At 71.9% G+C, this 13961-nt stretch carries 14 protein-coding genes; 10 read left to right on the top strand and 4 right to left on the bottom strand.

The features are described from left to right. The first annotated feature begins 1 nt into the window (after position 1). From OHS81_RS25700 to fabF, 5 genes are all read left to right on the top strand, one after another. On the top strand, positions 2-1186 hold the full coding sequence (locus OHS81_RS25700) for a PucR family transcriptional regulator (RefSeq protein ID WP_030081381.1): 1185 nt from the start codon (positions 2-4) through the stop codon (positions 1184-1186). An 89-nt stretch (positions 1187-1275) separates the two neighbouring features. Next, positions 1276-2226 carry an ACP S-malonyltransferase gene (locus OHS81_RS25695; RefSeq protein WP_328387012.1) on the top strand — a complete coding sequence of 317 codons (951 nt, stop codon included), beginning with the start codon at positions 1276-1278 and terminating at the stop codon, positions 2224-2226. Positions 2227-2239: 13 nt separating this feature from the next. Beyond that, entirely contained in the window at positions 2240-3286 is a 1047-nt protein-coding gene (locus OHS81_RS25690; RefSeq protein ID WP_328387011.1) for a ketoacyl-ACP synthase III, read from the top strand. Positions 3287-3391: 105 nt separating this feature from the next. Continuing rightward, positions 3392-3640, top strand: a complete 249-nt coding sequence (locus tag OHS81_RS25685; RefSeq protein WP_030991425.1) for an acyl carrier protein — start codon at positions 3392-3394, stop codon at positions 3638-3640. Positions 3641-3717: 77 nt separating this feature from the next. Next, positions 3718-4983 carry a beta-ketoacyl-ACP synthase II gene (fabF, locus tag OHS81_RS25680; protein ID WP_328387010.1) on the top strand — a complete coding sequence of 422 codons (1266 nt, stop codon included), beginning with the start codon at positions 3718-3720 and terminating at the stop codon, positions 4981-4983. A gap of 70 nt (positions 4984-5053) precedes the next feature. Here fabF and OHS81_RS25675 read toward each other — a convergent pair whose 3' ends face one another. After that, the gene (locus OHS81_RS25675; protein ID WP_328387009.1) at positions 5054-5944 is read right to left on the bottom strand and encodes an NAD(P)-dependent oxidoreductase; all 891 of its coding nucleotides are present in this window, start codon (positions 5942-5944) and stop codon (positions 5054-5056) included. A gap of 71 nt (positions 5945-6015) precedes the next feature. After that, positions 6016-6510 (bottom strand): DUF3145 domain-containing protein, encoded by a 495-nt coding sequence (locus OHS81_RS25670; RefSeq protein WP_328387008.1) that lies wholly within the window; start codon positions 6508-6510, stop codon positions 6016-6018. Positions 6511-6832: 322 nt separating this feature from the next. On the opposite strand from OHS81_RS25670, the gene OHS81_RS25665 reads away from it, so the two are divergent. From OHS81_RS25665 to OHS81_RS25655, 3 genes are all read left to right on the top strand, one after another. Next, on the top strand, positions 6833-7723 hold the full coding sequence (locus OHS81_RS25665) for a GDSL-type esterase/lipase family protein (protein WP_328387007.1): 891 nt from the start codon (positions 6833-6835) through the stop codon (positions 7721-7723). A gap of 23 nt (positions 7724-7746) precedes the next feature. Continuing rightward, entirely contained in the window at positions 7747-8778 is a 1032-nt protein-coding gene (locus OHS81_RS25660; RefSeq protein ID WP_328387006.1) for an aldose epimerase family protein, read from the top strand. Positions 8779-8953: 175 nt separating this feature from the next. Continuing rightward, on the top strand, positions 8954-9655 hold the full coding sequence (locus OHS81_RS25655) for a DUF4097 family beta strand repeat-containing protein (protein WP_328387005.1): 702 nt from the start codon (positions 8954-8956) through the stop codon (positions 9653-9655). A 53-nt stretch (positions 9656-9708) separates the two neighbouring features. On the opposite strand, the gene OHS81_RS25650 is transcribed toward OHS81_RS25655, so the two are convergent. Then, complete coding sequence (locus tag OHS81_RS25650; protein WP_328387004.1) at positions 9709-12246, bottom strand: beta-glucosidase family protein; 2538 nt, start codon at positions 12244-12246, stop codon at positions 9709-9711. Positions 12247-12386: 140 nt separating this feature from the next. Here OHS81_RS25650 and OHS81_RS25645 point away from each other — a divergent pair, with 140 nt between their 5' ends. After that, on the top strand, positions 12387-13046 hold the full coding sequence (locus tag OHS81_RS25645; protein ID WP_328387003.1) for a TetR/AcrR family transcriptional regulator: 660 nt from the start codon (positions 12387-12389) through the stop codon (positions 13044-13046). 52 nt (positions 13047-13098) lie between these two features. Here OHS81_RS25645 and OHS81_RS25640 read toward each other — a convergent pair whose 3' ends face one another. Next, positions 13099-13647, bottom strand: coding sequence for an LppU/SCO3897 family protein (locus tag OHS81_RS25640; protein WP_328387002.1), 549 nt, complete (start codon positions 13645-13647; stop codon positions 13099-13101). An 18-nt stretch (positions 13648-13665) separates the two neighbouring features. On the opposite strand from OHS81_RS25640, the gene OHS81_RS25635 reads away from it, so the two are divergent. Further along, positions 13666-13857 (top strand): hypothetical protein, encoded by a 192-nt coding sequence (locus OHS81_RS25635; protein ID WP_328387001.1) that lies wholly within the window; start codon positions 13666-13668, stop codon positions 13855-13857. Positions 13858-13961: the final 104 nt, after the last annotated feature.

Here is a 13961-nt window from a genome sequence, read left to right as displayed (position 1 = left end):
CGTGTCTGAACCCGCATCGCGCGACGCGCACCCGCACTCCGCCACCCTCCGGCGCCTGGAGAACTCCTCCGGCAAACTGGCGGCCGCGGCCATCGCCCGCATGGACGCCACCCTCCCGTGGTACCGCGCGATGCCCCCGGAGAACCGCTCCTGGATCGGCCTGGTGGCACAGGCCGGTATCGCCGCGTTCACCGAGTGGTTCCGGCACCCGGAGACCCCACAGGCGATCAGCACCGACGTCTTCGGCACGGCACCGCGCGAGCTGACCCGGGCGATCACCCTGCGGCAGACCGTGGAGATGGTGCGGACGACCATCGAGGTCATGGAGTCCGCGATCGACGAGGTCGCGGCCCCGGGCGACGAGTCCGTACTGCGCGAGGCACTGCTGGTCTACGCCCGGGAGATCGCCTTCGCCACCGCCCAGGTCTACGCCCAGGCCGCCGAGGCCCGCGGCGCGTGGGACGCCCGGCTGGAGTCGCTGGTGGTCAACGCGGTGCTGTCGGGCGAGGCGGACGAGGGCGCGGTCTCCCGTGCCGCGGCGCTGGGCTGGAACTCCCCCGAACATGTGTGCGTGGTGCTGGGCACCGCCCCGGACGGGGACAGCGAACTGACCGTGGAGGCGATCCGGCGGGCCGCCCGGCACGCCAAGCTCCAGGTGCTGACCGGTGTGCTGGGCTCCCGCCTGGTGGTGATCGCGGGCGGCTCGGACAACCCGCTGAAGGCCGCGAAGGCGCTGATCGGCCCGTATGCCGCCGGTGCCGTGGTGGCCGGCCCGGTGGTCTCCGATCTGCTGGCCGCGACCCGCTCGGCGCAGGCCGCGGCGGCCGGCCTGCGGGCGTGCGCCGCCTGGCCCGACGCGCCGCGGCCGGTGCTCGCCGACGACCTGCTGCCGGAGCGCGCGATGGCCTCGGACCCGGTCGCCCGCGAGCAGCTGGTGGAGGAGATCTACAGACCACTGGAGGAAGCGGGGTCGGCACTTCTGGAAACGCTGAGCGTTTACCTGGAGCAGGCGAGCAGCCTGGAGGGCGCCGCCCGGATGCTGTTCGTGCACCCCAACACCGTGCGCTATCGGCTGCGACGTGTGACGGACGTCACCGGCTGGTCACCCTCCGATGTGCGCTCGGCGTTCACCCTCCGTATCGCGTTGATTCTGGGGCGCCTGGCTGACGGTGAGGCGCAACCCTAGACTTTTGTCGGACACCAACAATTCCCCCGATGGTTCTTCGTCCTTGTCCCCACGGGCGGGCGGAACCACCCACAAGAGAGAGTGTGAGGGTGCTCGTACTCGTCGCTCCCGGCCAAGGCGCTCAGACGCCCGGCTTCCTGACTCCCTGGCTCGACCTCCCCGGTGTCGAGGACCAGCTCCGTGCCTGGTCGGACGCCATCGACCTGGACCTGGTCCACTACGGCACCAAGGCGGACGAGGAGGAGATCCGCGACACCTCGGTGGCGCAGCCGCTGCTGGTGGCCTCCGCCCTGGTCTCCGCCCGGCAGCTGTTCGCGACGGCCGAGGACGTCGCCGCGCAGGTCGGCGCGGCAGCCGGCCACAGCGTCGGTGAGCTCGCCGCCGCCGCACTGACCGGCGCGATCTCCGACGAGGCCGCGATGACGCTGGTGCGCCGGCGCGGCCAGGCGATGGCCGAGGCCGCCGCCGTCACCGAGACCGGTATGGCCGCCCTGCTGGGCGGCGAGGCGGACGTCGTCATCCCGCATCTGGAGCAGTTGGGCCTCACCCCGGCGAATGTGAACGGCGCCGGACAGATCGTCGCCGCGGGCACCACCGAGCAGATCGCCGCACTGGTCGAGAACAAGCCGGAGGGCACTCGCCGGGTCGTACCGCTGAAGGTGGCCGGCGCGTTCCATACTCACCACATGGCACCCGCTGTCTCGGCTCTGGAATCGGCGACCACCCAGGTGTCGGTCGCCGATCCGCACACGCGCTACGTCTCCAACAAGGACGGGCGGCTGGTCTCCGACGGCCGGGAACTGGTGCAGCGGCTGGTGGGCCAGGTGGCCAACCCCGTGCGCTGGGACCAGTGCATGGAGACCTTCAAGGAGCTCGGGGTCACCGCGCTCATCGAGGCGGCTCCCGGCGGCACGCTCACCGGCCTGGCCAAACGCGCGCTGCCCGGCGTGCAGACCCTCGCCCTCAAGACGCCCGACGACCTCGACGCGGCCCGCACGCTGATCGCCGGACACGCCGACAACGCTGCACCGGCCGAATAGGAGTCCGAAGCGCATGACCTCGAAGATCAAGCCCTCGAAGGGCGCCCCGTACGCGCGGATCATGGGTGTCGGCGGCTACCGCCCGACCCGTGTCGTGCCGAACGAGGAGATCCTCCAGCACATCGACTCGTCCGACGAGTGGATCCGCTCGCGGTCCGGTATCGCGACCCGCCACTGGGCGGGTCCCGACGAGACCGTCGCGACCATGTCGGTCGAGGCGTCGGGCAAGGCGATCGCCGACGCGGGCATCACGCCCGGGCAGATCGGCGCCGTGATCGTCTCCACCGTGTCGCACTTCAAGCAGACTCCGGCCATCGCGACCGAGATCGCGCACCGTATCGGTGCCGGCAAGCCGGCCGCGTTCGACATCTCGGCGGGCTGTGCGGGCTTCGGCTACGGCCTGACCCTGGCCAAGGGCCTGGTGACCGAGGGCTCGGCGGAGTACGTCCTGGTCCTCGGTGTCGAGCGGCTGTCGGACCTCACCGACCTGGAGGACCGTGCGACGGCCTTCCTCTTCGGTGACGGCGCCGGCGCGGTGATCGTGGGCCCGGCCAACGAGCCGGAGATCGGCCCGACCGTCTGGGGCTCGGAGGGCGACAAGTCCGAGACCATCAAGCAGACCCTCGGCTGGGACGTCTACCGTTCCACCCCCCTCCCCGGAGGGGACGCCCCCGAGGGCCGCCCGGCTCCGGAGGAGATCCGGTACCCCGCCATCACGCAGGAGGGCCAGTCGGTCTTCCGGTGGGCGGTGTTCGAGATGGCGAAGGTCGCCCAGCAGGCGCTGGACGCGGCCGGAGTCAGCCCGGACGACCTGGACGTCTTCATCCCGCACCAGGCCAACATGCGGATCATCGACTCGATGGTGAAGACTCTGAAGCTGCCGGAGAGCGTGACGGTCGCCCGCGATGTGGAGACCACCGGCAACACCTCGGCCGCCTCCATTCCGCTCGCCATGGAGCGGCTGTTGGCGACCGGGCAGGCCAAGAGCGGCGACACCGCGCTGGTCATCGGCTTCGGGGCGGGTCTCGTCTACGCCGCGACGGTCGTTACCCTCCCCTAGGCAAGATCTGCGCAGGGCCGTACGTCCCCGGACGTGTCGGCCGTCGCACGGATCCTCACCGCAAGTAACGCAGTTTCCCCATAAAATGACCGAAGGAGCGCCATCATGGCCGCCACTCAGGAAGAGATCGTCGCCGGTCTCGCCGAGATCGTGAACGAGATCGCCGGGATCCCCACCGAGGACGTCCAGGTGGACAAGTCCTTCACCGACGACCTGGACGTCGACTCGCTGTCCATGGTCGAGGTGGTCGTCGCCGCCGAAGAGCGCTTCGACGTGAAGATCCCGGACGACGACGTCAAGAACCTCAAGACGGTCGGCGACGCGACCGAGTACATCCTCAAGCACCAGAGCTGATCCAGCTCCCGCGCATGTCGCCACCCCGCGGTGGCGCCGTCGATTCAGACCCCTCTACCCGTGGAGTAAGAATTCCCGTGAACGCGACCAATCGCACCGTGGTCGTCACCGGTATCGGCGCAACCACACCGCTGGGTGGCGACAGCGCTTCGTCCTGGGAGGCCCTGCTCGCCGGACGTTCCGGTGTCAGCACCCTCGAACAGGACTGGGCCACCGATCTGCCCGTCCGTATTGCCGGGCAGATCGCCGTCGAGCCGTCCGAGACCATTCCCCGCCCGCAGGCCCGCAAGCTGGACCGCTCGGCGCAGTTCGCGCTCGTCGCGGCCCAGGAGGCCTGGAAGGACGCGGGCTTCACCGCCAAGGCCGGCGAGGACACGGCGGTCAACCCCGACCGTCTGGGCGCCGTCATCGCCTCCGGCATCGGCGGTGTGACGACCCTGCTCGACCAGTACGACGTGCTCAAGGAGAAGGGCGTACGCCGCGTCTCCCCGCACACCGTGCCGATGCTGATGCCGAACTCGCCGTCCGCCAACGTCGGCATCGAGTTCAACGCCCGCGCCGGTGTGCACACGCCGGTCTCGGCGTGTGCGTCGGGCGCCGAGGCCATCGGCTACGCCATCGAGATGATCCGCTCGGGCCGCGCCGATGTCGTCGTCGCGGGTGGCACCGAGGCCGCCATCCACCCGCTGCCGATCGTGGCATTCGGCAACATGATGGCGATGTCCAAGAACAACGACGACCCGCAGGGCGCCTCCCGCCCCTGGGACGTCGACCGCAACGGCTTCGTGCTCGGCGAGGGCGCGGGCGTGATCGTCCTGGAGTCCGAGGAGCACGCCAAGGCCCGCGGCGCCACGATCTACGCGGAGGCCGTCGGCCAGGGCATCTCGGCCGACGCCCACCACATCACGCAGCCCGAGCCGTCCGGCAACGGCATCGCGGCGGCGCTGCAGAACCTGCTCGACAACACCGGCCTCGACCCCGCCGAGATCGTGCACGTGAACGCGCACGCGACCTCGACGCCTGCCGGTGACGTCGGCGAGCTCCGGGCACTGCGCAAGGCGTTCGGCGACGACGTCGACCATATGGCCATCACCAGCACGAAGTCGATGACCGGCCACCTCCTGGGCGGCGCGGGCGGCATCGAGACGGTGGCCACGGTCCTCGCGCTCAAGAACCGGATCGCCCCGCCGACGATCAACATCGAGCAGCTCGACCCGGAGGCCGACGCGGACATCGTCCGCGGCGAGCCCCGCAAGCTGCCCGCCGAGGGCCGGATCGCGGCCCTGAACGACTCGTTCGGCTTCGGCGGCCACAACGTGGTCCTGGCCTTCCGGACGGTCTGACGCACGTACCGAGGGCCCGTCCGGTGAGGACTTCACCGGACGGGCCCTCGGCGTTCCTCCCGCGGGCCGCTCAGCCCCCGAAGCTCGCGAAGTAGGCGGCCGCGCCGTCCTCTTCGCCGTGCCCCTGCTCCTCGGACCTCCGGAAGCGTTCGGCGGAGGCCTGGGCCAGGTCCATGCGCACACCACCGTCCCGGGCGGCCTCCAGGATCAGCCGGGCATCCTTGCGGGCCGCGGACACCGTGAAGCTCGGTGGGTAGTTCCCGGACAGGATCAGCTCGGATTTCAGCCGGAGATACGGCATGTCGAGCGCCCCGCCGGCGACCGCGCCGAGGAAGTCGCGCGGGTCCACGCCAAGTGCCCTGGCGAGCGCGAGAGACTCACCCGTACCGTTGATGACCGTCAGCACCCAGTTGTTGACGACGAGCTTGAGATGACTCGCCGCCCCGCTCGCCCCGTCCCCGCCGACCCACCGGGTGCGGCTCCCGACGATGCCGAAGATCTGCTCGGCGCGTTCCCTGACGTCCTGCGGGCCGGCTGCCAGGATCGTCAACTCACCCTTTTCCGCGGGCGCCTTGGTGCCCAGTACGGGGGCGTCCACGAACCGCAGGCGGTGCTCGTCGGCGAACCGGGCGAGTGACGGGAGGGCTTCGGTGCCCACCGTGCTCGTCTGGAGCCACAGGGCACCGGACGGCAGCGCGTCCGCGGCCTGCCGCATCGCCTGCAGGACGGCCTCCCCGTCCAGGAGCATCGTGAGGACCACATCGGCGCCGTCCACCGCCTCGGCGGGCGTGCCGGTGACGCGGGCCCCGTCGGCGGCCAGCGGCTCGGCCCTCGCGCGGGTGCGGTTCCAGACCCGGACGTCCAGACCGGCCCTGGCGAGGTTGCGGGCCATCGCCGCACCCATGATTCCGGTGCCGAGCACCGCTACTGACGGGGCGTCGGAAGAATTGTTGTCGGCCATGACGGCACGCTAGGCCGTGGAGCGCACTCCAGGGCAACTGCTGCCGCGTGTCGGGACAGGGCGCGGCGCGGCTAGACGACCTGGTGGAGCCAGCGGACCGGGGCGCCCTCGCCCGCATACCGGAAGGGCTCCAGTTCGTCGTCCCAGGGCTTGCCGAGGAGCTTGTCGACCTCGGCGGCGAGGTCGGTCTCGCCGCGCGCCGCGCGGGCGGCCGCGGCGCGCAGCCGGTCCTCGGGGATGAGGATGTCGCCGTGGATGCCCGTGACGGCATGGAAGATGCCCAGGTCGGGGGTGGAGCTGTAGCGCTCGCCCTCGGCGGTGGAGCAGGGTTCCGCGGTCACTTCGAAGCGCAGCAGATGCCAGCCGCGCAGCGCGGAGGCCAGCTTGGAGGCCGTGCCGGCCTCCCCCTGCCACGAGAACTCGGCTCTCCAGGTGCCCGGGGACGCCGGCTGGCGGATCCAGTCGAGATTGACGCGCACACCGAGGACGCCCGCGACGGCCCATTCGACATGCGGGCACAGCGCGCGCGGAGCGGAGTGGATGTACAGAACTCCACGTGTCGTCACCGGGACCTCCAGTGCGGTTCGAGGTTCGCCTTCCCCAGCGGCCTCGTGCCCGTTCCGGTTGCGGCCGGGACAGTTGTCATTCTGCCCCAGTGACCACTTCGGCACCAGCATGCTGGTGACCTACAGTAAACACCATTAGGCGGAATTTGCCGCAAAAGGGACAGGAAATGACGTGATGTAATTTGGTCTGTGCCGACTGCACCAGCCACTTGGGGTCACCGCCCGGCAGGCACGGGGCAAAGCTACCGCGCGGTGCCGGCCCGGGGGTGACGTACCGTCGGTACCCGAAGAGATATCACTCGCACGCCGGAGGGGACAGGGGATGAAGCAGATCGATCGGCCTGTTCGCCCCCGGCGCAGCCGCCTCGGCCGCCGCTCCTCACGCACCGTCGCCGCCGCTTCCGCCCTGGTGATCGCCCTCACCGCCTGTAGCGGCGGCGGGCACCCCCAGAAGCCGCACCCCAAGCCGACGCCCGTATGGCACACCGACCCCGGTTCGGTCGCGGCGCTCGGGGACTCGATCACGGTCGGTTTCGACGCCTGCACGCTGCTCTCCGAATGCCCCCGGGTCTCCTGGGCCACCGGCACCGACCCCAAGGTCGGCAGCGTCGCCCGACGGCTCGTCAAACACCCCGCCACCCAGAGCTGGAACTTCGCCAGGACCGGTGCGCTGATGAGCGATCTGCCGGACCAGATCACCGCGGCCGTCCACCGCAAACCCGAGTTGGTCACGGTCCTGATCGGCGCCAATGACGCCTGCCGGCGCGACGTCGGGGCGATGACCCCGACGGCCGCCTTCCGCGCCGGCTTCGCGCGCTCCATGAAGCGGCTGCGGCGCGCCCTGCCGCACACCCAGGTGTATGTCGCGGCGGTCCCCGACCTGCTGCGGCTGTGGTCCGAAGGGCGCAAGAACCCGCTCGGCAAACAGGTGTGGAAGCTGGGCATCTGCGGGTCCATGCTGCGCGATCCGGACGATCTGACGAAGGCGGCGCGAGGCCGCCGGGCGACGGTGCGGGAACGGGTGGTGGCCTACAACGCGGCGCTGGCCGAGGTGTGCGGCAAGGATCCGCTGTGCCGCTTCGACAAGTCGGTCTTCGACTACCGCTTCACCGGGCGCCAGTTGAGCACCTGGGACTGGTTCCACCCGGGCGCCCGCGGCCAGAAGGAGCTGGCGGCACTGGCGTTCCGTGTGATCACCCGGGCGCAGCCGTAGGGGCTGGGCATAGGCTCACGCGTATGACGACGCAGGTCAGCAGGGAATCCTTCGGCATGCTGGACGACGGCACCCGCGTCGACCGCTGGACCCTGGAGTCGGGTCCGGGCGGGCTGCGGGTCCGCCTCCTCACCTACGGCGGAATCATCCAGACGGTGGAGGCGCCGGACCGGGACGGGACGAGGGGGCAGTTGGCGCTGGGCTTCGCCGACCTCGCGCCGTATGCCGCGCACGGCGGGTCGTACTTCGGCGCGCTGGTCGGGCGGTACGCCAACCGGATCGCCGGGGCGTCCTTCACGCTCGACGGCGAGGCCCGCACGCTGACGCCGAACGACGGGCGGCACAGTCTGCACGGCGGGCCGGGGGGATTCTCCCGGGTGGTGTGGGAGGCCTGTCAGGTCGACGGGGGCGTGCAGTTGCACCGGGTCAGCCCGGCGGGTGAGGAAGGCTTTCCCGGCGCCCTGGACGTCCGCGTGACGTACACCCTCTCGGCGGGCGCGCTGCGCATCGTCTCGCAGGCGACGACCGACGCACCGACCGTCGTCAACCTCACGAACCACACCTACCTCAATCTGGGGGGCGACGGCAGCGGCAGCGCCACCGGCCACGAGCTGCGGCTGACGGCGTCCCGGTACACGCCCGTCGACGGCACCGGCATACCGCTGCCCGGTCCGCCCGCCGATGTCACCGGCACCCGCTTCGACTTCCGGGCGGCGCGTGCGGTGGCGGGTGCCTACGACCACAACTTCGTGCTGGACGGCGGTGTGTACGCCGCGCCGCGTACGGTCGCGGAGCTGTACGACCGGCGCTCGGGCCGCGTCCTGGACCTGTCCACCACCGAGCCCGGTCTGCAGCTCTACACGGCGGATCACCTCGACGGCACCCTGACCGGCACCTCGGGCGTCCCCTACGGACCGGCGGCCGGCCTGGCCCTGGAAACCCAGCACTTCCCGGACTCGCCGAACCGCCCGGACTTCCCCGGCACGGTGCTGCGGCCCGGCGAGACCTATCGGTCACAGACCGTCTACGCGTTCTCGGTGCGGCCTCGGGCCTGAAGACAGGTCCCTGGGGCCTCCCTTCAGGCCCCAGGAGTGCGGGAAACCCTTAAGGGCGGGGGCCGGAGGAGGTCATCCTGTGCGCTGACGCGGTGGGGCGGCGGAGCAGGAACGATGAGGAGTGACCGGAACTCCGGTCCCTTCGTCCGCTGTCTGCCCCGGGAGACCTCTCGCCATGGCCCGCCTTCGCGTTCCCCATCTCGTACTGTCCTGTGCGGCGTTGACCGTGCTGGTGACCGGCTGCTCGGTGTCGGGTTTCGGCCTGACGAAGGAGGCGGAGCGGACGTACACCGTCAAGGGCAAGGTCACCGCACTCTCGGCGACGACGCACGGCGGGGACATCGAGGTGGTGCCGATCGACGCCGGCGGGTCGGTGAAGGTGACGGAGAAGTACGAGTACAACAAGCAGAAGCCGTCCCCCGAGCACGGGGTCAAGGACGGCCGGCTGACGCTCAAGGCCGAGGAATGCGGCATGGGGCGCAAGTGCGCGGTGAACTACCGGGTCCTGCTGCCGCGCAACGCCTCGGTCGACCTGCGGACCAGCGGCGGGGACATCATCGTCCACGGCGCGTCGGGCGGCATCGCCGCGGAGACCAGCGGCGGCGATATCACCGTCGCGGACTCCTCGGCCCGCACGGCGAAGGCGAGGACCAGCGGCGGAGACGTGGACCTTGCGCTGTCCACGGCACCCGACGAGGTGTCGGGCCGGACCAGTGGAGGCAGTGTCACCATCCGCCTGCCGAAGGGTTCCTCCTACGCCGTGGACGCCTCGACGAGCGGCGGCACCCGCAAGGTCTCCGTCCCGACGGACGAGGGCTCCGCGCACAAGGTGGCGGCACGGACGAGCGGCGGTGATGTGTCCGTGGTGACCTCGTGAGGGGGCGCCGCCGGGGGCGTTCCCGGGCAGGAGCGCCCCCGTCCCCGGCCGGGTCAGCCGACGGTGACCTCCGCCGTCAGCCTGCGGTCGTCGACGCTGTGCGCCGCCTCGACGCGGTAGACGCCCTTGACCCGGCGCCAGCCGCCGTCCGCCGCTTCCCCGCCGTCGCCCGCTTCCCAGACCGCGAAGGCCCGGTCCGGCAGCGGGATCTCGGCCTCCGCGCTCTCACCGGGGCCGGCCTCGACGACCGCGAAGCCGGCCAGCCAGCGGACCGGGCGCTCCGGGGCGTCAGGGGCGGCGTCCGCCGTGGGCGCCAGATAGATCTGGACGACCTCGCGGCCGGGCCGGTCGCCCGCGTTGCGGATCCGCACCCGCACCGAGTCGGGGGTGGTGTCCAGCGACTCGTACTCCCAGTCGGTGTAGCCGAGTCCGTGGCCGAAGGGGTAGGCGGGCGCGGGGGCGGAGCGCTGCCAGCCGCGATAGCCGAGGTACACCCCTTCGGAGTAGGTGAGTTGACCGTCGGCGGGGGTCACGGTGGTGACCGGGGCGTCGGTGAGGCGGGCGGGCCAGGTGGTGGGGAGCCGGCCACCCGGCTCATGGGCACCGAGCAGGACGTCGGCCAGCGCCGCACCGGCCTCCTGGCCGGGGAACCAGTTCAGCAGCACGGCGGGGACCTCGGCGCGCCACGGAAGCTCCACCGGGGAACCGGAGTTGACGACCACGACCGTGTGCGGGTTGGCGGCGGCGACCCGGGTGACCAGCTCGTCCTGGCGGCCGGGCAGCCGCAGATCGCTGCGGTCGAAGCCCTCGGACTCGGTCTCCTCGGTGGTGGCGACGACCACGATCGCGACTTCGGCGCCGGCCGCGGCGCGGACCGCCTCCTCGATCTGCGCATCGGCGTCGGGCTGCGGTTCGCCGTGGCCGAGGGCGAAGGCCGGCGAGGCCGGGCCTTCGCCCGGCTGCGGGCCGTCCGCCGTGCACCGCAGGGTGATCTCGACGCTCTCGCCCGCCGTCAGCTCCGCCGTCATGCGCCGCTGGGCGGGACGCAGGTAGGTCTCGAAGGGGTCGTTGCTCTCGGGCGCGAGGCGGCCGTCGAAGAGGACCGCACCGCCGACGGTCAGCCGCAGCTCGCCGCTGCCGGAGACCGCGAGGGTGTGGCGGCCGGTGAGCCGCGGGAGGTAGCTCCCGGTCAGCTCGACGGCGCTCAGGTCCTGCCGGGTGACGCCCTCGGGCAGGCGGCCGGTCACCTGCACCTTGCCGTCGGCCTGCGGTGTCTCCGCCAGCACGCGGCCGTCGGCGGCGAGGTAGCGGGCGCGCAGCGTGAAGCCGTCGCGGGCGTGCGGGACCCGGGTGCGCGGATCGGCGCCGACGGCGAAGGTGACCTCGACGTCCTCGGGGAGCGCGGTGCGCAGCCCCTCCAGCGGGGAGACGACCGCGTCGGGGAAGACGGTCGCGGAGCCGCCGCCGAGGACCCGGGCCTCTCGGGCGGCCGCCCCGATGACGGCGACCCTGCCCAGGGCCGCGGCGTCCAGCGGCAGGGCCCGCCGTGCCCCGCCCACCGGCTCGTTGCGCAGCAGGACACACCCCCGCCGGGCGATCTCGCGGGCCACCGCCCGGCCGTCGATGCCCTGCGGGACACCGGCCGGGCCGACCGCGGCCGGCACCCCTTCCAGGCATCCGGTGCGGGCGGCGAGCAGCAGCACCCTGCGCACCGCGTCGTCCACCTCCGACTCGGCCACCTCACCCGCACGGACGACCTCGGCGAGCGGCGCGCCGTAGACCGTTCGGGGCCCCGGCATCGCCACGTCCAGGCCGGCGCGCAGGGCGCGCACGGTGTCGCGGGCGGCCGTCCAGTCGGAGACATTGACGCCGTCGAAGCCCCATTCGCCGCGCAGCACGTCCTGCACCAGCGCCCGGTGTTCGGTCATCGTCGCGCCGTTGACCTGGTGATAGGCGGTCATGACGCCCCAGGGGCGGGCGTGTTCGACGATGTGCTCGAAGGGCGCGAGATAGAGCTCGCGCAGCGGGCGCGGGGCGATGCGGTTGTCGACGGTGAAACGGTCGGTCTCGGCGTCGTTGCCGACGAAGTGTTTGACCGTCGTGCCGACGCCGCCTTCCTGCACACCGCGCACATACCCGGCACCGATCGCGCCGGTGAGCAGCGGGTCTTCCGCGTAACACTCGAAGTGGCGGCCGCCCAGCGGTGAGCGGTGGAGGTTGACGGTCGGCGCGAGGAGTACGTGCACGCCCTTGCGGCGGGCTTCCTGGGCGAGGAGGTGGCCGGCCCGGCGGGCGAGCGCGGGGTCCCAGGTCGCGGCCAGCGCCGTGGGGCTGGGCAGCGTGACCGAGGGGTCCTCGGCGTTCCACTCCCGGCCCCGCACACCGACCGGGCCGTCCGACATCACCAGCGACCGCAGCCCGATCGCCGGCACGGCCGGCAGGGTCCACATGTCCTGGCCGGACAGCAGCCGGACCTTGGTATCGAGGTCGAGCGCGGCGAGCGCCCGCTCCACCACTGCGGTGTAGTCGTGCGCCTCGCCGCGGGCACGGTGTGGGGCGTCGGTGGGGTGGTGGGGCTGGGTGTCGGTCATGCGGTTCTCCGGTGCTCCCTGATGGACGTGCGGCCCCCCTTGCCGCGATTCTTGCCGCCCCACCTCCTGGCCGGTAGGCGTCGTTACCTTTCCGATACACCAGTCGTACGGGATCTCCACGCGGGAGTTACGCTCGGCCGGTGACTGCACCAGACCAGGACAGATCCCACGGTGGCGGGGCGGGCGCCCGGCGGGGCGGCGGCGGGCGGGAGACCCGGCGCGCGGAGCGGCGCGAGGCCATCCTGCAGGCCGCCATGGAGCTCATCGCCGAGCGCGGCTACCGCCGTACCTCACTCGCCGCCGTCGCCGAGCGCGCCGGACTGACCCAGCAGGGGCTGCTGCACCACTTCCCGACGAAGCAGCTGCTGCTGGTCGGCGTGCTGGAGGCGCGCGACCGCTGGGACCTGGCCTCGGCCGCCGCGGCGTCCGGCACCTTGCGCACCGACGCCCTCGCCCAGCTCGTCGACTACAACGCCACCCGCTCCGGCATCGTCCAGACCTACACGGTGCTGTCCGCCGACAGCGTCACCGAGGACCACCCCGCCCGCGCCTTCTTCGAATCCCGTTTCCGCGCCGTGCGGGCCTCGATGGCCGAGGTGCTGCGGGCCGAGTACGGCGACACGCTGCCCGGCGGCCTGTCCGCCGAGCGGGCGGCGCCGCTGCTGGCCGCCGTGATGGACGGCCTGCAACTGCAGTGGCTGCTGGACCCGGAGGAGGTGGACATGCCGGCGGCGTTCCGGGACTTCCTGGCGCTGCTCGGGGCGGGAGAGGAGCCCGGGGCAGAGCCGGGCGGGGGCTGATCCTCCGGACCCCTGTTGCCCCACTGTCCCATTGCCCTGTGCCCCTTCGCCCCTACCGGGCGGGGGCGAGGCAGGACACCGTCACCTTGTCCCGGCTGAATTGGATGTCGGCGATCAACTCCCCGTCGGCGCACTGGTCCTTCGAGGAGTCGAGCGTGCGGGTCACCTTGTACTCCGCGTCGGCCGAACCGCAGTCCACGATCTCCAGGTCCTGGTCCTTCCAGTCGCCTTCGTTGCGTACGCAGTCACCGACGGCGAGGGTGGGTGCCTTCCCGACACCGGCCTCGTCGATGAACACGCCGCAGACGAACAAGACCGGAATCGCCACGGCCACGAGCGCCATCGGCACCAGGAACAGCAGCGCCTCCGGGCGGCGCAGCAGCGACTTGCCCGGGTCGAGCGAGGGCCGGAAGCCGCCTGTGGGGGCGGCCAGTTTGCGGAACCGGCCCCGGGGACCGAGGTTCATCAGCAGGGTGAGCGGGGTGATGACCACCGACAGCGGGCTCCACCAGCCCTGCCACAGCGTCTTCGCGGACATCTCGCGGTAGGTGGCCAGCCCGCAGGAGCGGCAGAACATCCCCTTGCGGCTGAGGAACCGCATCACGTAGAGGATGCCCTGGTGCCCGCGCACGGTGGCCTGCACGGCGGGCTGAGCACCGCAGAGCCGGCAACCACCCGGGGCAGCGGCGTACGACTGCGGGTACTGGTGCTGCTGGGCGTATGGATGCGGGTGTTGCTGGGCGTACGGGGGCGGAGCCTGGGCCGGGTACCCCGGCTGTGGGGCATACGACTGTGGGGCGTACGGCTGTGAGGCGTACGGGCCGGTGGCCTGGTACGGAACGGCACCCGGCGGCTGGTGCGGAAAGGCACCGGCAGGTTGCTGCGCATAGGGCTCCGCGGGCGGTGGAGCGTACG

It is taken from the genome of Streptomyces sp. NBC_00400, assembly GCF_036048035.1.
Classification (GTDB): Bacteria; Actinomycetota; Actinomycetes; order Streptomycetales; family Streptomycetaceae; genus Streptomyces.
The sequence above is the reverse complement of the archived record's forward strand: the minus strand, read 5'-3'. Positions and strand labels throughout refer to the sequence as shown.